Annotated in this window: 19 protein-coding genes; 13 read left to right on the top strand and 6 right to left on the bottom strand. The window is 32.0% G+C overall.

Translation table 11 applies throughout. The annotated features are described in order from the left end of the window. The 4 genes from BUB47_RS07130 to BUB47_RS07115 form a co-directional block, all read right to left on the bottom strand. A partial coding sequence (locus BUB47_RS07130) for a GTP-binding protein (protein ID WP_234945646.1) occupies nucleotides 1–389 on the bottom strand: 389 nt, incomplete at its 3' end. Nucleotides 390–465: 76 nt separating this feature from the next. Further along, a complete protein-coding gene (locus BUB47_RS07125) occupies nucleotides 466–1,623 on the bottom strand; it encodes a MalY/PatB family protein (RefSeq protein ID WP_073185034.1) in 1,158 nt (385 codons plus the stop codon). A gap of 12 nt (nucleotides 1,624–1,635) precedes the next feature. After that, on the bottom strand, nucleotides 1,636–2,985 hold the full coding sequence (locus tag BUB47_RS07120) for an MATE family efflux transporter (RefSeq protein ID WP_234945645.1): 1,350 nt from the start codon (nucleotides 2,983–2,985) through the stop codon (nucleotides 1,636–1,638). Nucleotides 2,986–3,023: 38 nt separating this feature from the next. Beyond that, nucleotides 3,024–3,593: a TetR/AcrR family transcriptional regulator gene (locus BUB47_RS07115; RefSeq protein WP_073185033.1), complete on the bottom strand. Its 570-nt coding sequence runs from the start codon at nucleotides 3,591–3,593 to the stop codon at nucleotides 3,024–3,026. Between the two features lie 220 nt (nucleotides 3,594–3,813). Here BUB47_RS07115 and BUB47_RS07110 point away from each other — a divergent pair, with 220 nt between their 5' ends. From BUB47_RS07110 to BUB47_RS07085, 6 genes are all read left to right on the top strand, one after another. Further along, nucleotides 3,814–4,356, top strand: a complete 543-nt coding sequence (locus BUB47_RS07110; protein WP_073185032.1) for an HdeD family acid-resistance protein — start codon at nucleotides 3,814–3,816, stop codon at nucleotides 4,354–4,356. 62 nt (nucleotides 4,357–4,418) lie between these two features. After that, nucleotides 4,419–5,849 carry a phospholipase D-like domain-containing protein gene (locus BUB47_RS07105; protein ID WP_073185031.1) on the top strand — a complete coding sequence of 477 codons (1,431 nt, stop codon included), beginning with the start codon at nucleotides 4,419–4,421 and terminating at the stop codon, nucleotides 5,847–5,849. A gap of 11 nt (nucleotides 5,850–5,860) precedes the next feature. Beyond that, nucleotides 5,861–6,388, top strand: coding sequence for a CDP-alcohol phosphatidyltransferase family protein (locus BUB47_RS07100; RefSeq protein WP_073185030.1), 528 nt, complete (start codon nucleotides 5,861–5,863; stop codon nucleotides 6,386–6,388). Between the two features lie 150 nt (nucleotides 6,389–6,538). Beyond that, the gene (locus BUB47_RS07095) at nucleotides 6,539–7,225 is read left to right on the top strand and encodes a peroxiredoxin (RefSeq protein ID WP_200779493.1); all 687 of its coding nucleotides are present in this window, start codon (nucleotides 6,539–6,541) and stop codon (nucleotides 7,223–7,225) included. A gap of 55 nt (nucleotides 7,226–7,280) precedes the next feature. After that, entirely contained in the window at nucleotides 7,281–7,952 is a 672-nt protein-coding gene (locus BUB47_RS07090; protein ID WP_083529134.1) for a Crp/Fnr family transcriptional regulator, read from the top strand. 19 nt (nucleotides 7,953–7,971) lie between these two features. Further along, nucleotides 7,972–8,766, top strand: a complete 795-nt coding sequence (locus BUB47_RS07085; RefSeq protein WP_073185029.1) for an alpha/beta fold hydrolase — start codon at nucleotides 7,972–7,974, stop codon at nucleotides 8,764–8,766. Nucleotides 8,767–8,811: 45 nt separating this feature from the next. On the opposite strand, the gene BUB47_RS07080 is transcribed toward BUB47_RS07085, so the two are convergent. Next, the gene (locus tag BUB47_RS07080; protein WP_073185028.1) at nucleotides 8,812–9,816 is read right to left on the bottom strand and encodes a C45 family autoproteolytic acyltransferase/hydrolase; all 1,005 of its coding nucleotides are present in this window, start codon (nucleotides 9,814–9,816) and stop codon (nucleotides 8,812–8,814) included. A 325-nt stretch (nucleotides 9,817–10,141) separates the two neighbouring features. Between BUB47_RS07080 and BUB47_RS07075 the strand changes: the two genes are divergently transcribed. The 5 genes from BUB47_RS07075 to BUB47_RS07055 all read left to right on the top strand — a co-directional run bounded on the left by BUB47_RS07075 (nucleotide 10,142) and on the right by BUB47_RS07055 (nucleotide 15,893). Continuing rightward, a complete protein-coding gene (locus BUB47_RS07075; RefSeq protein WP_083529133.1) occupies nucleotides 10,142–11,389 on the top strand; it encodes a polysaccharide deacetylase family protein in 1,248 nt (415 codons plus the stop codon). A 103-nt stretch (nucleotides 11,390–11,492) separates the two neighbouring features. Beyond that, nucleotides 11,493–12,488, top strand: coding sequence for a D-cysteine desulfhydrase family protein (locus tag BUB47_RS07070; RefSeq protein WP_234945644.1), 996 nt, complete (start codon nucleotides 11,493–11,495; stop codon nucleotides 12,486–12,488). Between the two features lie 38 nt (nucleotides 12,489–12,526). Further along, nucleotides 12,527–13,795, top strand: a complete 1,269-nt coding sequence (gene lysA / locus BUB47_RS07065) for a diaminopimelate decarboxylase (protein WP_073185027.1) — start codon at nucleotides 12,527–12,529, stop codon at nucleotides 13,793–13,795. Continuing rightward, entirely contained in the window at nucleotides 13,796–14,605 is an 810-nt protein-coding gene (dapF, locus tag BUB47_RS07060) for a diaminopimelate epimerase (RefSeq protein ID WP_073185026.1), read from the top strand. Nucleotides 14,606–14,624: 19 nt separating this feature from the next. Further along, entirely contained in the window at nucleotides 14,625–15,893 is a 1,269-nt protein-coding gene (locus BUB47_RS07055) for a dicarboxylate/amino acid:cation symporter (RefSeq protein WP_073185025.1), read from the top strand. 54 nt (nucleotides 15,894–15,947) lie between these two features. On the opposite strand, the gene BUB47_RS07050 is transcribed toward BUB47_RS07055, so the two are convergent. Beyond that, the gene (locus BUB47_RS07050) at nucleotides 15,948–16,826 is read right to left on the bottom strand and encodes a LysR family transcriptional regulator (protein ID WP_073185024.1); all 879 of its coding nucleotides are present in this window, start codon (nucleotides 16,824–16,826) and stop codon (nucleotides 15,948–15,950) included. A 117-nt stretch (nucleotides 16,827–16,943) separates the two neighbouring features. Here BUB47_RS07050 and BUB47_RS07045 point away from each other — a divergent pair, with 117 nt between their 5' ends. Together BUB47_RS07045 and BUB47_RS07040 are read left to right on the top strand one after the other, a co-directional pair. Continuing rightward, nucleotides 16,944–17,984: a lactonase family protein gene (locus BUB47_RS07045; protein ID WP_073185023.1), complete on the top strand. Its 1,041-nt coding sequence runs from the start codon at nucleotides 16,944–16,946 to the stop codon at nucleotides 17,982–17,984. A gap of 9 nt (nucleotides 17,985–17,993) precedes the next feature. Further along, complete coding sequence (locus BUB47_RS07040; protein WP_073185022.1) at nucleotides 17,994–19,265, top strand: SLC13 family permease; 1,272 nt, start codon at nucleotides 17,994–17,996, stop codon at nucleotides 19,263–19,265. The last annotated feature ends 19 nt before the right edge of the window (nucleotides 19,266–19,284 follow it).

The following is a 19,284-nucleotide window of genomic DNA, read 5'->3' as shown; positions in this document are numbered from 1 at the left end:
GGTACCCCAACTTGTCTTGCTAACAAGATATGTTCTCTTGTTTGTGGCATTGGACCGTCTGCTGCACTTACTACTAGGATTGCTCCGTCCATTTGTGCTGCTCCTGTGATCATGTTCTTTACATAGTCAGCGTGACCTGGACAGTCCACGTGTGCGTAGTGTCTATTTGGTGTTTCGTATTCTACGTGAGATGTGGAAATTGTTATTCCTCTTTCTCTTTCTTCTGGTGCTTTGTCTATGTGTGCATAGTCTACGAATTCTCCGCTACCATATCTCTTATTTAATACTAGTGTTATTGCTGCTGTTGTTGTTGTTTTTCCGTGGTCTACGTGTCCTATTGTTCCTATGTTTACGTGTGGTTTTGTTCTTTCAAATTTTGCTTTTGCCATGAATATCCTCCTAAAATTTACTAGATATTATCATTTAACAAGTTAATAATACAATAAAGTTCTTGATAAATCAACATTAAAGAGCGTTTTTTATCCTATCTAAGGTTTCTTTTAAAACATATAGCGGACAAGCTAAGTTAATTCTTTCAAATCCTGCCCCTTCGTCTCCAAATTTAAAACCCGGATCAGTAAAGCACTTTGCCCTTTTTCTCATAAAGTCCTCTTGCTCTTCTTCACTCATATTTAAACATCTCAAGTCCACCCACATAACGTAAGTTGCCTCAAGAGGAGAAACTACTGCGCCCTTAATTTCTCTTTCAAAGAATTCTTTTGCATATTTATAGTTTCCTTCAATCACTTGAAGCATTTCTTCCATCCAAGGTTTTCCATATCTATATGCAAACATAGTTCCTGCATATCCAAGTGCATTTACTTCTACGTGAGATCTGCTTAGTTCTTCATTTAATTTTTCTCGCATTATCTCTCCTGGAACTATAATATTTGAACACACTAGACCTGCCAAGTTAAACGTCTTAGATGCAGCTGTACATATTGCAATATTGTCCAAATAGTCTTCTGCTACTCTTCCCATAGTTGTAAATTCATATCCGCTCATTATTATGTCATTCCAAATTTCATCACATATAATATATAAATTATATTTTTTTGAAATTTCTACAACTCTTCTTACTTCTTCTCTAGTCCATACTCTTCCCACAGGATTGTGAGGACTGCAAAATATTAAAAGTTTATTTTCAGATTTTTTTGCCTCTTCTTCAAATTTTTCAAAGTCAATAGTGTAGTGTCCTCTGTCATTAATTAGAGGACAGTTTACAACTTTTCTTCCAGCTCCTTCTATAGACATTGTAAATGGTCTATAAACCGGTCTAAAAATTATTACTCCGTCATCTGGTTTTGTTAGAGCATTTATTAAATTGTAAATTGCATTTACAACTCCCGGAGTATTAACTATCCATTCCTTTTTTATATCAAACTCATGTTGTTCTCTTTGCCATTTCACAACTTCACTTAAATACTCATCACTTGCACTGGTATAACCTAAAATATTTTTAGATATATAATCTGATAGGGCTTCTCTAATTTCCGGAGCTGTAATAAATTCCATATCTGCAATTGAAACCGGAACAATATTTCCCTCCATTGCCTCAACTTCAGCCCATTTTTCTGAGCCGGTATTTCTTCTCTCGTATAGAGTGTTAAAATCGTACTTCATTCTTTCTCCTCCTTAAATTTCAATATTTACACTTTCTATTTTTCTAATAGCAAACTTCTTTAAGTAGTATATACAATAAACAAAAGCTGCTATTTCTGATATTGGATATGCTATCCAAACCAAGTTTAAATTTCCCGACAAGCTAAGTAAATAAACTCCAGGAACAAGTACTATAATTTGTCTTATAATAGTAGACACAAGCGATAGTACACCATTTCCCAAAGCTTGAAATACAGATTGACTCACAATTACTATTCCAGCAAATATAAAAGACAGTGATACTATTCTAAGAGCTACTGTTCCAATTTCCATTAACTGATCTGATGCATTAAAAATCATAAGTAATTGCCTAGGAAATATTTGAAAAATTAAAACTCCAACTACCATTACTACACTTGCTATTTTGAAACTAAGTTTTATTGTCTCTTTTGTCCTATCTACATTTCCCGCACCATAATTATATGCAAGAATGGGAACCATTCCATTATTTAAACCAAAAACCGGCATAAATACAAAATTTTGTATTTTATAGTAAACTCCCACAGCTGCAACAGCAGTTGTAGAAATTTTTCCCAATATCTTGTTTAGTAAGTACACTGCCACACTTCCTGTAGCTATTAGCGCAAAGCTTGGAATTCCCACTGCATATATCTGTTTAATTGTCTTGAAATCCAATTTAGATTTATTCATTTCAATTTCGCTATTATATTTGTGATTAAAATAAAGTCCCAATGTCGCTGCCGAGCACTGTCCAATGACTGTGGCAATTGCAGCTCCTCTAACTCCCAACTTTGGAGCTCCCAGAAGTCCAAATATTAAAATCGGGTCCAGTATTATATTTATCACAGCACCTAAAATTTGAGTTACCATGGTATACATTGACCTACCTGTAGATTGAAGTAATCTCTCTGTAGTTATCTGCATAAATATTCCAAGAGAAAACACTGTACACACAGTTAAATATTCCACTCCATAATTTATAATTGCGATATTGTCTGTTTGAGATTCAAAATAAATTCTTGGAAATATTAATCCAAATAAAACAAACAATAAAGAGTGAAAAATAGAAAGTAAAATTCCATTTTTTGCAGCCGTATTTGCTTTTAAATAGTGTTTTTCTCCAAGAGACTTTGAAATTAGAGAGTTCATACCAACTCCCGTACCTAGTGCAAGTCCCATCATCATATTTTGAACGGGAAAAGCCATGGAAACAGCTGTAAATGCATTTTCATCAATCCTTGCAACAAATCCTGAGTCTACAATATTATATAGTGACTGTATGAGCATTGAAATCATAATGGGAAAAGAAATTTTTAACAATAATTTTCCTATAGGTTCAACTCCCATTCTATTTTCTTCCACTAACTAAAACACTTCCTTTTCTTAATTATTTAAAACATTTAATTTACTGAATCCAAAACCCCTTTTGAAGTTAAGTTGTGCAAATATTTTGCCATATCTTCTATGGAATATTTCATTTCACTAGAAACCCAGTCTACTATTACACTGGTAATTCCAAATGCATAAAAAGTTGAAATAAGTTCAACAGGTGCCAGTAATTCTTCATCTTTTAAATTTTTCCGCTTAATTGTCTTTTCAATATCCTCTTGAAAAGAATTACGCATCATTTTTATTAATTCCGAATCTACATCTTCCATTAATAAGTTTTTAAATAATTTTACATTTTCTTTTATATTTTTAAGTACACTACTTATTCTATGTTCTATTCCATCTAATTCTTCAAAGGTTTCAGCAAACAATTTTTCTCTCATTAACTCAACACAAAAAATAACCAAGTCATATTTATCGTTGAAATGGTCATAAAATGCACTTCTACTTACCATTGCCTCTGTGCAAATGTCGTTTACAGTAATTTTTCCAAAACTATTTTTTTCAAGTAAAGTAAACATGCTAGTTGCCAAAGCTCTTTTCGTTTTTTGAACTCTTAAATCCACATTTTCTATTTTCATTAAAAGAAACCCCTATTTCTATAATTATAGCTCTTGTAACTACAGTATATAATACCATATTTCATTAAATACTATTAGATTTTCACACATTTTTTTAATTGTGTACGTTATCTTACACATTGTTTATTTTGGAAATTGTCTTTATACGTTTTCAGTATTATCATGTAATATAGATAGTTTATATTATATTGTCAAACTATCTGAGAAAGGATGATATTTTATGAAAAACAGATCTAAATTTGGAATATTAGAGTTAATTTTCGGAGTACTTTTAATAATACTCAGTTTCTTTACTTTATCAAGACCGGTTCAAGCTCTTACAAACTTTGCTTTTATATATGCAATATTTGCTATAATAACCGGAATCGTTGATATAGTTTTTTATACAAAATTAGAAAAGAGAACGGGCTTTGGCTCTACGTCAGCACTTATAGGTGGAATTTTAAGTATTATAGTTGGAATAATAATGTTTATTTATCCGGAAGTAGGAACAATTACTTTTGCTATTTTATTTCCGATTTGGTTTATTGCTCACTGCATTACAAGACTTGCAAATTTAAGTTTTGTTAAGTATGTTGCAGGGAACGGCTACTATTACTTTTCCCTGATAATAAATATACTGGGCATAATAGCCGGACTTTTACTTGTATTTAATCCCTATGCTTCAATTGTATCTCTTGGATATATAATCGGACTTTACCTACTACTATTTGGAATCTTCAGTCTTGGGATTGGACTTAGCAAGTTGGGAGAGAATATCTAATATATAGCACAGGTATATTTACTATCTTGAATAAGGTTTAAGCTCAAGTTAGGAGGTACTAAATGAAATTTTTAAAATTTATTAAGTTTATTTTTATACTATTAATAGTATTCATTATATTTATATTAGTAGGATCTACTATTCCCTGTGTACTTACTAAAAATATGACCCAATCAAGTAAGGATAAACTGGACAAAATCGATTACTACTCTGATACAGAGGGCCCTGATAGAGCCTGCGTTATAGAAACTCCAACTGATGCACTAAATATTAGGATAGACATTATAAAAAGTGCCAAGTCAAATCTTGATATCACTTACTACAAAATTACTGATAGTGAAAGTTCAAGGGCTTTTTTATCTGAAGTTGTAGAGGCTGCCGATAGAGGCGTAAATATTAGACTTCTACTAGATGGAAAAATTTCCTTTATGAATGGAACAGAGTCTAACAATATAATTAAATCTCTAAACTCACACCCTAATATTTCTTGTAAACTTTACAATAAGATTAAGCCTCTTCACCCTTGGAATCTTCACATGCTACTTCATGATAAATTTATTATTGCAGATGGTAGAATGCTATTACTTGGGGGTAGAAATATTGATGAAAGACACTTTGGACCAGCTGAATTTAAAAAGCCAATAACTAACGACAGAGATGTTTTTATATATAAATCAAAGGACAATACAAGTACTTCAAGCGTAATAGAACAAGTTACAGACTATATGGATTCTCTTTGGAATTACGAACACACCACTGCTATAAAAAATGACAACTTTAAAGACGCTAAAACTTATTTTAAGTCTTTTTTAGATTCTAAAGCTGAATTTCAAAAAACTAATCCAAAGTTTTATGAAAAAACTATTGAAGACTATAAGAACTCAACTGTTCCAACTTCAAAAATTACACTACTTCACAATCCAATTGAAAATGAAAAAAAGGAACCTTGGGTTGGATATTCTCTAAGGAATTTAACACTTGGAGCAAAAAACTCTGTAGTAGTTCAAACTCCATACTCCACCGGAAATAAAGACCTGCTCTCAGCTATGAAAAGTGTTGCTGAAAAAAGTAATCTTACAATAATTACAAATTCAGCTGCATCTACTCCAAACTTTCCTGCATTTTCAAATTACCTTGGACAAAGGCAAAAATTTATAGATACAGGCGCAAAAATTTACGAGTACCAAAATAGAGACTCCATTCATGGCAAGTCATTAATTATTGACAATAAACTTTCTGCTGTGGGATCTTTTAATCTTGACGACCGCAGTATGTATCTGGACACCGAAACTATGTTAATGATAGACAGTCCTGAATTTTCTGCTCAACTTCTTGGAGTAATGCAAAATTTAATGAATCAATCTCTAGAGGTTGGACCTGACAACGAATATATCAAATCTCAATCTGTAGAACCAATGGAAGTTTCTACATCTAAGAAATTTGCACTTAAACTTATATACTATATAGCTAGACCATTTCAATCTCTACTATAAAGGAGGACTCAATGAGACACATTCCAAATTTACTGTCACTTTTTAGAATTGTGCTGTTGCCCTTTTTTGTGTGGCAGATGTTTTCCGGAAATACATTTTACGCTGGAATTATCTTACTAATATCTGCCCTCACTGATTTTTTAGATGGCAATTTAGCGAGAAAATTTGGTTGGATAACTGATCTTGGAAAAATATTAGACCCAATTGCTGATAAAATTACACAATTTGTAGTGTCTATAACTCTTGCAATATTACTTCGCAGATACTGGGGATTTTTTGCCATTATAATCATAAAGGACATTGTAATACTATTAGCCGGAGGATACTTATTAAAAAAGGGAATAAAACTTGAAGGAGCAAAGTGGTTCGGAAAAATCTCCACATTTATCTACTATTTTACATCAATTGTAATTATACTATTTCCATCACTTCCAAACACAGTTATAGTTACTCTTCTGACCTTGGCAGTTGTATTTGCGCTAATTTCCGTACTTTTGTATATTCCTGAGTTTATAAAGTACAAAAATAAAAAAGATTAAACTCCTAACTTAAACAAATCTATTTTACTTTTAAGTGACAATGTCACTGATAATAATTATCTTTGGGGTATAATGTAAATAAGAACAAATGATACTATTATTAAATATAGATTTGTGAAACATCACAATAAATTGAGAAGGGAGATTTACATGCAAGAAAATATGAATATTATTGAAACTAGAATGCCACTAATCGGAGATAAAGCTCCAGCATTTAACGCAGTAACTACTCAAGGTGACATTAACTTTCCAGAGGACTACAAGGGTAGTTGGGTAATTTTATTTTCACATCCAGCTGACTTTACACCGGTTTGTACTACTGAGTTTATGACTTTTGCTACAATGGCCGATGAATTTAAAGAAATGAATACTGAATTAGTTGGACTTTCAGTGGACTCACTTTATGCTCACATTGCTTGGCTTAGAAAAATTCAAGAACTAGAGTGGAATGGAATGAAAAACGTAGACGTTAAATTTCCTCTTATTGAAGACATTAAAATGGATGTGGCAAATAAATATGGTATGATTCAACCTGGTCAAAGTAACACTCAAGCAGTACGTGCTGTTTTTGTAATTGACCCAGAGGGAATAATCCGTACTATACTATACTATCCACTATCTACAGGTCGTAACTTTGACGAATTAAAACGTATTATTTTAGCTCTTCAAAAAGCTGATGCAGATAATGTTGCAACCCCAGCTGACTGGCGTCCTGGCGATGACGTAATCGTTCCTACTGCAGGATCTTGTGGAACTGCAAAAGAACGTATGGACAGTACAGATGATGACCAATACTGTTTAGATTGGTTTATGTGTTTTAAAAGAGAAAAAAAGTAAATCCATTTGCAAGAATCACCTCTAGCCTATATAATTTTAGGCAGAGGTGATTTTTTTGTCTAAGCATTTATTTCCACTTAATTCTTTTTTTCCCTTTTGGGATAAGCTTTCAAGTAACCAACAAGAAATCTTAAACAGCAGTATAAGTGAAAAAACTTTTAAAAAGTCAACAAGACTATACAGTGGTGACAAAGAATGTCTAGGGCTTATTTTAGTTAGAAGTGGAACTATACGTGCATTTATAGTTTCCGATTCAGGTCGTGAAATAACTCTATATAGACTCCTACAAGGTGATATTTGTCTTTTTTCAGCTGCTTGTATTATGAACAGCATACAGTTTAAAATAAATTTGGAAATGGAAGAAGATGTGGAAACTTACATATTAAAACCCACACCCTATGAGCAGCTTGTCGCCAAAAGTACTTTGATTTCAAACTATACAAATGAAATAATGAGCTCCAGATTTTCTGAAGTTATGTGGACTCTTGAACAAATTTTATTTAAGAGTATGGACTCCAGGATTGCACAATTTTTACTAGAACAATCTGCCATGCAAGATACTGACACCTTAACACTTACTCACGAGCAAGTAGCTAAAAACTTAGGCTCTGCAAGAGAAGTTGTAACCAGACTTTTAAAGTACTTTCAGGAAGAAAAATATGTAAAGCTCACACGTGGTAAAATTGAACTTTTAAATAAGAGAGCTTTAAATAAATTAACTGAATGAATAAAAAAGGAGTTTTCAAATGGAGTGCAAATTTATAGAGTCTTCAAGAGGAAAAGTGTATTATTGGATTCAAAAAAATAAATTTAGTTCAAATACAATTCTCTTTATCCATGGACTGACTGCCGATCATACACTTTTTGAAAAACAAATTGAATTTTTTACTAAACATTACAATGTAATAACTATAGATATGCCTCTTCATGGTCTATCTCGTCCCTATGTGGATTTTTCTTTTCACAATACTTCTGAAGATATTAAATTAATTTTAGATAGAGAAGAAATTAATAAAACTATTTTAATTGGGCAGTCTGCAGGTGGATATGCAGCTCAGGCATTTGCACTATTTTATCCAGAAAGAACATCTGCTTTTATATCTATAGGATCTACTCCCTTTGGAAGTAATTATTATAAAAAGTCAGAATTATTTTGGACCGATAACTATTCAAAAATAGCCAGACTGTTCCCATATAAGCTATATTGTCGGATGAGTGCTAAAAATACTTGTATCACTGAAGATGGGCAAAACTCATTCTACAATTGTCTTGTCAAATTAGGAAAAAAAGATATGTTAACTGCAACTAACTTATACTACAGAAATTTTAAAAACTACGATGAAGTAAATTTTAGTTGTCCCGTTTTATTGTTTATTGGGGAAAAAGACAGCGTTGGATATATAAAACGCTATAATAAAATCTGGTCTAAAAATAAAAAACTTCCACTTATATATATTCCAAATGCCGGACATGGAGCAAATTATGACAATTTTAATTTTTTTAACATAAAAACTGATGAATTTCTAAAGCTGTATTTTTAAAAATCTACTGCTTAAATTAAACAGTAGACTTTTTATTGTATCACTTTATTTTACTATAAATCTCTCATCTCTTTTAAACTCTTTTCTAGATGGATTCCCCTCCACTCTATAAATTGAGTTGTCAGATAAGTCGTAGATAACAGACCAGACAGTATCACGCCCTTCTCTTCTATCATACTGACAGATAAATCCCTCTTCCCCTGACAACAGTGACTTAGCTTCGTTAAGTGTAATGAAATTTTTTAAGCTTTTAAAATATTTATCCATAGTTTCATATCTCTCTACTGCAAACCAATTTTCCTTTGGAAGATTGTTGTACTCTTTCATTTTTTCCAAGTTAAACATATTAGTTGAATATGCAAAATTAACATCTTTAATACTTACTACTTCCACTCTCTCACAATTACACTCTACAAGTACACCCTTACTTTTATCAGCTATTACAAAAGTTTGACTTGAACTAATTAGAATATTATTTAATAAGTCCACAGCTTCATCAACTGAACTGCATTTTTCTAAAATTAATCTCAATATCATTCCCGCATTTAATCCAAAGTCTATTTTCTTTGGTGCCACAGATGTAAGTCCAATTGCCAGACCTCGCTCATTTATCCCATCTTCTATTTCAACAAAAGCTGTAGTATTTCCCATAAAGGAAAGAGAATTTCCGCTAAACTTATATATTGTATTCATATAAAGTTTTTCAATTTCAGTTAAAAAATCGCTGTTTCGTCCTAAAATTATTCCCCTATTCCCTCTTGCAACAAAACAAGAACAATTTGCAGATGGCATAATAGAGTACATACTAAAAAGTACTCCTATTAACTCTTCATAGGAACAACTTTGCCCATCTGATATTCCCTTTATCTCTTCTAGTATTTCAGGATAGTACTTTTTATATAGCACTTCACTTTTAAGTGCAAAATTTACTCTCTCTTCTCCTATTGGAAAAGGCACATTGTTTAAAATCTCCACATTGTTTTTCTTTAACCTCTCTCCGAACTTATATCCTATTTCATAGTGACTTCCACTAAATTTTAAATGGTACATATTATCTCTCCTCTTTTAAAGTGAAAGTTATCGATAACCTTATATAAAAGGTTAATCTAATAAAAATTTTAAGTCAACTAATTAAAATTTAAGTATTTTAAAGTGCTTATATTCTTCTAACTTCTTTCGTTTATTAAATAATACTTAAAAGATAAAGTATCTATTGATAAACTTTAATTTTCTTAGCTAAATAAGTTGTAAGCTATGGAGTTTTTCAATCTTTAAATCTATAATTCTATACCGTTTTGTAACTATTTATTCATACAAACCTCCTTGAAAAAAACCTTCAACTAGTATATCCTTTAATAGTAGTGGAGGGCTAAATATGAATAATTTTTTCAAAAAAAATGATGATATAAACAACGATAAAAATAACAACTCCAATGACGGAGATAATATAAATAATAAATCTAGCAATTTAATAGACATGGATGAAATTGAAAGTTTAATTAAGATGAATAAGAAAACTGAGGACAGTAAATCTAATACTGAAGATACTACCTCTAAAGAATCCGGTAGAAATACCTCAAGAAAGAGCAGTCAAAGAGAAAGCGGACAGTCTGAAAAATCAAAGCAGCACCGTGCTAAGATGCGCAGATCAAAAGTTCGAAGAAGACGATTGACTATTACAGCTATTTTAATTTTATTAATTTTTTTAATCGTCAAACTAATTTCTCTTATATCAGGTGGAAATAAAGACTCTTCTAATATTCCCAGCCTTGCAACTTGGTACTATGGCGAAATGCTAAGAGAACAAAAGGGAGATTTCAGCAGCTCAATTACTGCTCCCAAAACTGCCTACGACAAACTTATGCTTCCTTTTAGTAAGGCGACAGGTATAGATAAAAAAATCATGCCCGGAACTAATCACTTGGTCTCAGCTAGTTCTTACGCATACGACACTAAAAAAATAAGACAGTATATTAGAGGGGAAGTTGAATACACTGGTGGTGAAAAACTAGTATTCTTAACTTTTGACGATGGCCCTAATACTACTATCACACCTAAAATTTTAAATATATTAAATGATAACGACGTTCATGCAACTTTCTTTACTGTTGGAAAAAATATAACTGAAGGAAATTACTCCGTACTTAGACAAACTCTAATGAACGGAAACTCCATTGCCATGCATTCATTTTCTCATGAATATGACTTGCTATATCCTGATAAAACTGCCAATACTGAAAAAATAATTGAAGAAGCTCAACTTACTTCTGGACGCCTTAGCAAAGTCTTCGGAGATGATTTTAAATCAACTGTGTGGAGATATCCCGGCGGACACTTATCATGGCAGGGACTTAACGATGCCGATAGTAAACTCCAGGAAATGGGCATTGAATGGATAGATTGGAATTCTCTTTCAGGTGACTCTGAGAAAAAATCTGTAAGGCCAACTACAACTGAAGAAGAAGTCGACTACATTATAAAATCTTTAAATCAAAATTTACACTCAGATGTGGCCGTTGTGCTAATGCACGATGCATCTAACAAACAACTTACTGTAGACAGTCTTCAACAAGTTATAAACTACTTTAAAGAAAATAACTATAAATTTTGCATACTAAAATAATTTAGAAACCTACTTTTTACTAAGTGGGTTTCTCTTTCTTTAAAATGTAATTATAATTGAATATATGTTATAATATTAAAAATTAACAAAGGGGGGGGATTCAGTGTCTATTAAGGTAGAAAAAATTTCATTGGCTAACTTGCCTACTAAAATTGAAAAGCTAAACTACACTTCAAAAAAGTTCAATAAAAATATCTTTATAAAGAGAGATGATCAAACGGGAACAGAACTTGGTGGTAACAAAATAAGAAAACTTGAATTTGCACTTGCAGAAGCTCTGGCTCAAGGAGCTGATACCATAATCACCTGCGGTGGAACTCAGTCCAACCACGCAAGAGCAACAGCAGCTGCCGCTGCAAAACTGGGCTTAAAATCTATATTAATTCTCTCCAGTGACGAAAAGACACCAATAGACGGAAATTATCTACTGGATATGCTCTTTGGTGCAGAAGTTAGATTTATTAGCAGCTATGACTATACAAATAATATTAGTTTAATTATGCAAGACACTTTAAAAGAATTAAGTAAAAATGGACATACGGGCTATATAATTCCAACAGGAGCTTCCAATGGCATTGGAACTTTTGGATACTTTGATGCCATTAAAGAAATTTCCAAACAAGAAGAACTCCTTGGCATAAATTTTGACACTATATGTTGTACAGTCGGTTCCGGAGGTACTTATGCAGGACTTTGCCTAGGAAATAAAATGCTAAATTTAGATAAAAACATTGTCGGATTTAATATTTCTTCAGATAGAGAACACTTTGTCAGTGAAATAATTGAAATTTCAAAAGAATTTTACTCTTATTTAAAGGAAGACAATGCACTTTTAGAAGAAGATATTAAAGTAATAGACGGAAATGTAGGTCGTGGATACGCTCTTTCAACTGCTGAAGAACTGGAATTTTTAAATTCATTTGCAAAAAATGAAGGTATTGTACTAGATCCTGTATACACAGGCAAGGCAATGAAGGGAATTTATTCAGAACTTGAAAATCCAAAGACAAGTTATTTGTCTAAGTCAAACAATATTTTATTTATTCACACAGGCGGAATTTTCGGGTTGTTTCCGAAAAAGTTTCAATTTGAATTTTAATTATGGGAGATAGATAATTTTAATTATGGGAGATAGATATGGAAGAAAAAAATAATACTTTATATATTGACGATGCCAGCACCACTTACTTAGCTGAAAAATATGGAACTCCACTTTATGTGTATTCAGTTAGTGAAATTAAAGATAGAATAGGAGAATTAAAAAAAGATTTTTTAAACAAGTATGAAAATACTACTGTCTCCTATGCTTCAAAAGCCTTTTTAACAAAAGCCATGGCAAAGCTCATCTCTGATGAGGGAATAAATCTTGATGTAGTTAGTGGTGGTGAACTCTACATAGCACTAAGCGCAAAATTCCCACCTGAGAGAATTGAATTTAATGGAAACAACAAACTCTATGACGAAATAGAACTTGCCGTTAAAAATAATGTAGGGAAAATAATAATTGACGGCGCTTCTGAACTGCCAATGATTGAAGAAGCTGCCAAAAAATATAATAAAAAGGTAAATGTTCTATACAGAGTAACACCTGGAATTGACGCTCACACTCATGAGTATATCTCCACAGGAAAGCTGGATTCAAAATTTGGCTTTCCAATTGACGAAGTTATAGGTGAAGTTAAAAAAGCAAATGCAAGTGAATATGTAAACTTTATTGGATACCACTTTCACATTGGAAGTCAGCTCTTTGAAAATGATATTTACTTAAAAGCTCTGGACATTGTATTTAAATTAATTGAAGATACAATCTCAGAGATAGGAGAAAATATTCAAGAGTTAAATATTGGCGGAGGATTTGGAATTACCTATACAGATGAAAAAAGACCACCTTTCTCTTTTTTCCTAGAGCCCATTATGAATAAAATTAACACCTACTTTAACTCTAAAAATTTAAAGAGACCAATAATTACTATAGAACCAGGTAGAAGTGTGGTTGGAGAAGCAGGATATACTCTCTATACTGTTGGAAGCATTAAAAATGTAGAGGGCATTAGAAAATACGTGGCAATAGATGGTGGTATGACAGACAATATTAGGCCGGCTCTCTATGATGCAAAGTATAGAGCCATTGTGGCAAACAATGTAAATGGCTCTAATTTAGAAACTGTAACTATCTGTGGTAAGTGTTGTGAATCGGGAGATATTATTATAACAGATGCAGAAATCCCCGCTACAAATACGGGAGATTTAATATGTATACCATCTACAGGTGCATATGGCTACTCCATGTCCAGTAACTACAACAGCCTTTTAAAACCTGCCATTGTATTTGTAGAAAAAGGAAAAGACACTTTAGTTTTAAAAAGACAGACCTATAAGGACCTTGTAAGAAATGATGTGGTTTAAGTGAACTTCACTAAGATGCACGGATGTGGAAACGACTTTGTTTTAATTGACAACATAAGTGAAAAAATTAAAGAAGTGGACTTTCCCGCTATTGCGAAAAATTTATGCGATAGAAAAAAAGGGATAGGCGCCGACGGAATTATATTTATGGATATAGATAGCACTTGCGATATTAAGATGAACTTCTACAACTCAGATGGCTCCAGAGGTGAAATGTGTGGCAATGGAGTTAGGTGTTTGGCGAGATTTGCATATCACGTTTTAAATTTACCCAAGTTAAATATTTTAACTGATGCGGGAATTGTAAAAACAGAGAGAATTGATGAGACAAAATATAAAATTCTGCTAAACAATCCCAGCATAGAAGATTACAACTGCAGCATAAATTATAAAGGTGTTAATTATACAGGCTCTTATATTGAACTAGGCGAACCCGGTATTCCACATTTTTGTTTAGAATTTGACTTTGAAAATACCAATATAGATGAGCTCTACAAATTTGCTGAATTTTTAAGGCATAACTCTAAGTTTCCAAAGGGAGCTAACATTAACTTTTTTAAACTCACAGGGCAAAATAACGTAGATGAACTGACTTATGAAAGAGGTGTTGAAGATTTTACCCTTTCCTGCGGAACAGGCACCGGATGCGTTGCAGTAAGTCTTTTTAAAAATAAATTAATAAATTCAAATACCCTAAATGCTAAAACTCCAGGTGGAGATTTAACAATAGAATTAGAATTTAAAAGTAATAATATTAAAAATATATACTTAATTGGAGAAACTGAAATAGTTTTTCACGGTAATTATTAAAAACAGAGGAGAACTTGAAATGGAAGAAAAAAATAATTTTTTAAAAAATTATAAATTTCCAATAATACTACTAATAGCAATTATTATTGGAAGTATTGCAGGACTTATATTAGGTGAAAGGGCTACTGTTGTAAAACCTCTAGGTGATATATTTATAAACCTGATGTTTACTGCAGTTGTACCATTAGTATTTGTGACAATATCCAGCGCAGTTGGAAATATGTTAAATATGAACAGATTGGGCAGAATTTTAGGAACTATGCTATTGGTATTTTTTGTAACAGGCGGTATAGCTTCAATTATAATTATATGTGTTGTAAAGATATTCCCACCAGCTGAAGGCGTTAGCATTGCTCTTCAAATGGGCGAAGAACTTCAACAAATTTCCCTTGGAGAACAAATTGTAAAAGCTGTTACTGTTTCAGATTTTAACGAACTGCTATCTAAAAACAACATGCTGCCACTTATTGTATTTTCCATACTATTTGGTTTCTGCGTTGCCACAGTTAATGACCCGGAAAAAAGAGTAGCTAAATTTTTAAATGCCATTGGCGATGTAATGATGAAACTTATAAGTATAATTATGCTCTACGCTCCAATAGGACTTGGCGCTTACTTTGCGGCTCTAATAGGAGAGTTTGGTCCTCAACTACTTGGCAGTTACTTAAAGGCAATGGTAATTTACTATCCTGTGTGCTTTTTATACTTCTTTATATTTTTTGCAATATACGCCTATGTTGCGGGAGGAAAACAAGGAGTAAAGAGAATGTTTAAATACATTGCCCCACCAGCTATTACATCTTTTGCCACCGGTTCTTCAATAGCTACAATTCCCGTAAACTTAACTGCCGCTAAAAATATTGGGGTGCCTAAAGATATAAGAGAGATAGTACTTCCAATAGGTGCTACTATGCACATGGACGGAACTTGTCTTTCATCAATTTTAAAAATTTCGTTTTTATTCGGAATTTTTGGACAAGACTTCAGCGGTATTGGAACTTATTTAACTGCAATTTTAATATCAGTGCTAGGTGGAGTTGTAATGAGTGGTGTTCCAGGCGGAGGATTAATTGGCGAAATGCTGATTGTAAATTTATATGGTTTCCCACCGGAAGCCTTCCCTGTAATTGCAACTATCGGATTTTTAGTTGACCCACCTGCAACTATGATAAACTCCTCCGGAGATACTATTGCTTCAATGCTAATAGCTAGATTCATAGAAGGCAAAGACTGGATGGAAAAAACTTTAAAAAAAGAAGCCGCTGAAGATTTAAAATCTGAAAACTAAGTGACTTTAGAAAGAGGTGTGAATTTTTAAGTTCACGCCTCTTATTTATCATTACTATAAAATTTCTATTTTCGGAATCTTATCAACTATATTTTTAAATTCATCATTTACATAAGCTAAAATCGTATTTCTTTCTGAATGTGCTCCCACAAATTCAATATATTCTACATCGCTATATTTTGCTATCATACTTGGCAAAATTGAAACTCCAATATTGTTGTGTACAAGTGAATTTAATGTGTCTAAGTTCTCTGACTCAAGAGCTACTATTGGCTTAAAACCATAATCTAGACAAATAGTTTCTGCGAGTTCCCTAAGTTTTAAACCCTTGTTTAATAATACAAATTTTTCGTTTTTTAAAATCGAAATATCTATTTCAGTTTTATCACAATTTTTTAAAAGTTCTAATTTTTTATTTTTAAAATTTATTGCAATAGAAAATCTTTCTCTATATAAAGTCTTATATTTAACCTTTGTTGAATATACCGGCATAGGAACTATTGCTATATCTACTTCTCCCTTTAATAAATTCTCTTCAATAATTTTTGATTCCGATTCTATTATTTTTATTTCAGCTTCAGGACATAACTTTACAAATTCCGGTATTAATTTAGGTATGAAGTACTTTCCATAAAATTGTGAAATTCCCAAAGTTAATTTTTTTCTTTCTTTTGACGAAAAACTTTCCATTTTTATTAATAATTCTCTATGTAATTTAAGTATTTCTTCTGCATAATATATAAATTCTCTTCCTTCATCAGTTATATTTACTTCTGTTTTATCTCTTGTAAACAACTTTACACCCATGTCTTCTTCTAGTTTTTTTATATATTGACTTAGTGCAGGTTGGCTTATGTATAATATTTTAGAAGCTTCAGAAAAGTTTTTTGTCTTAGCAATTGTTGTGACATACTTTAATTGATTTATATTCATAATTTCACCTCCATAACTTTTAGTTATAGGTTGATTGTATTTTAATATTTCAAAAACTGCAAGCTTAATGATAAATTTAATATTAAGAAAACGTTTAATTCATAAGGAGGTTTTAAAATGAAAATAGCATATGTAGGTTCCAGGACTACTAAAAAAAGAAATGCCAGAGGAAAGGGATTGAAAGTATATCAAATAGATGATATTACAAATAATTGGACAGAAATTCAATGTCTATATAATATTGACAACCCATCTTATCAAACGTTAGATAACAATAATGAATATTTATATTCTGTCCATGGAGACTTGACCACAATTAGCAGCTATAAAATTTTAAGTGATGGAAAACTTGAAAACTTAAACCAAATAGACATAAAAAGCAAAAATCCAGTTTTTTTAACTGTGGACAAAAAAAATAATTATTTAGTCGTTGCCACTTTACAAGGAGGAAGTTTACATTCTATTAAATTAAATTCTGATGGAACTCTAGGAGAAATATCTGATAAGTATACTTTTCCAGGAAAAGAAGAAAATTCTATATCTTATGCTCACCAATGTATTTGGGACAAAACTAAAAATTATTTATTTGTTCCAACCCAGGCGAGAGACCAAGGTTATTCAGCTTTAAATGTTGTAAAATTTAATTCAGATAACGGAACTTTTACATTAACAGACACTTTTTATGCAAGGGAACATTCAGAACCCAGACATATTTCAGTACATAATAACAACAAATTTTTATATTTAATAAATGAAAAAGGCAATATGATGACTTATCTTGAATTTGATGAAATTAACGGAAAAGTTAGTGCTCTGCAAAACTTGCCCACTTTGCCCGAAACATATACCGGAAATGGACAAGCAAGCGCTTCTATTCTATCAGTCGACAATCTTTACTTAATAGGCTCTAATCGAATTCACGAATCATTGGTAATTTATAAAATTAATCAAAATACAGGTTATATGAAAGAAATTGGATATGAATCTTGTCTTGGAAAAACTCCACGCTTTATAACATTTAACAGTGAAGGGGATAAATTATATGTTGCAAATGAAGATAGTGACACAATAATTGAATATTTATTTCAAAATGGTAGGTTGACATTCAGTGGAAGAATTATAAATACTGAAAGTCCTGTATGTATAACATTTATTTAGGAGGTAATTATGAAAAGTTTAGCTATAATATCAATTATCGGACTTGCTTTAGCAATAATTTTAGGCTTTACAAGAAATGCCAATGTCGGAATTATTTCAATAGGAATTGCTTTTATAATTTCACAGTTTTATGGAATTAGTGCAAATGAAATAATTTCTGGATTTAATACTTCTTTATTTTTAACTATGTTGGGCGTTACATATTTATTTAGTATTGTAAATTCAAATGATACACTTACAATAACAGCTAAAAAAATTGTAAAATCTGTTGGTAAAAAAACTTGGCTCCTTCCCATAGTGCTTTTTATAATGGGATTTTTTATGAGTTTTATTGGACCTGGAGCAATACCTTGTCTTGCTATTATGCCAATTATTGCAGTTCCAATAGCGCTTCAATCGGGTTTTAATCCTATAATGCTATCAATTATAGGAATAAAAGGTGCACAAGCAGCAAGAATGTCACCTATAACTCCCGAAGGAATTTTAGTACACCAACTTTTAGCTGAACAGGGAATTTTAGATGCTGTTAACCCTGTTTTTATATCTATGTTTTTAATGGCTTCCATTAATGCTATAGTTGCCTTCATAGTTTATAAAGGTTGGAAACCTAAAAAATCTATTGAAGTTGAGGAAGAAACTCTTCCTAAATTTAATAGTTCGCAAATCATTTCAATAGTGGGGCTCTTAACTATGATGGTATGCGCTTTGTTTTTTAAGATGAATGTTGGGTTAGTTGCCTTTACTATAGGTTCTATCTTAGTAATTTTAGGAGTTGTAGAAGATTCAAAGGCAATTAAAGCAGTTCCTTGGAATGTGTTATTATTAGTTACAGGAGTGGGAATACTCATGGAAATAATTTTGCAATCAGGAGGTATAGACATAATAATCAGTGCTCTATCCTCTGTTATGAGCGAAAAAACTTCTGCACCTATCATGGTATTAGTTTCAGGAATAATGTCTTTCTTTAGTTCAGGTCTTGGAGTTGTATTCCCTACTTTAATACCGACTGTATCCGGAATAACTGCCAATGTCGGCGGAATTTCCAATGCCATAGAACTTGCATCAATGGTAGTAATTGGTGGTACATTCACAGGTATAAGTCCTATTTCTACAGCAGGCGCTCTTATAATGGCCGCTATTTCTTCTAACGAAGAAGCCACAAAATTATATCCAAATAATAAAATATTTACTGAACTATTTGGCTGGGCATTTTTATACTTAATTGTGGATGCACTAGTAACATTTACAGGTATATTTAACTTTATTGCAACAACCTTTTAAATTTAGAACGGAGTGATGA

Origin of the sequence: Anaerosphaera aminiphila DSM 21120, from assembly GCF_900129925.1 — a bacterium.
Taxonomy (GTDB): Bacteria; Bacillota; Clostridia; order Tissierellales; family Peptoniphilaceae; genus Anaerosphaera; species Anaerosphaera aminiphila.
Note: the sequence above shows the minus strand (reverse complement) of the source record. Positions and strands in the feature narration are given on the sequence as shown.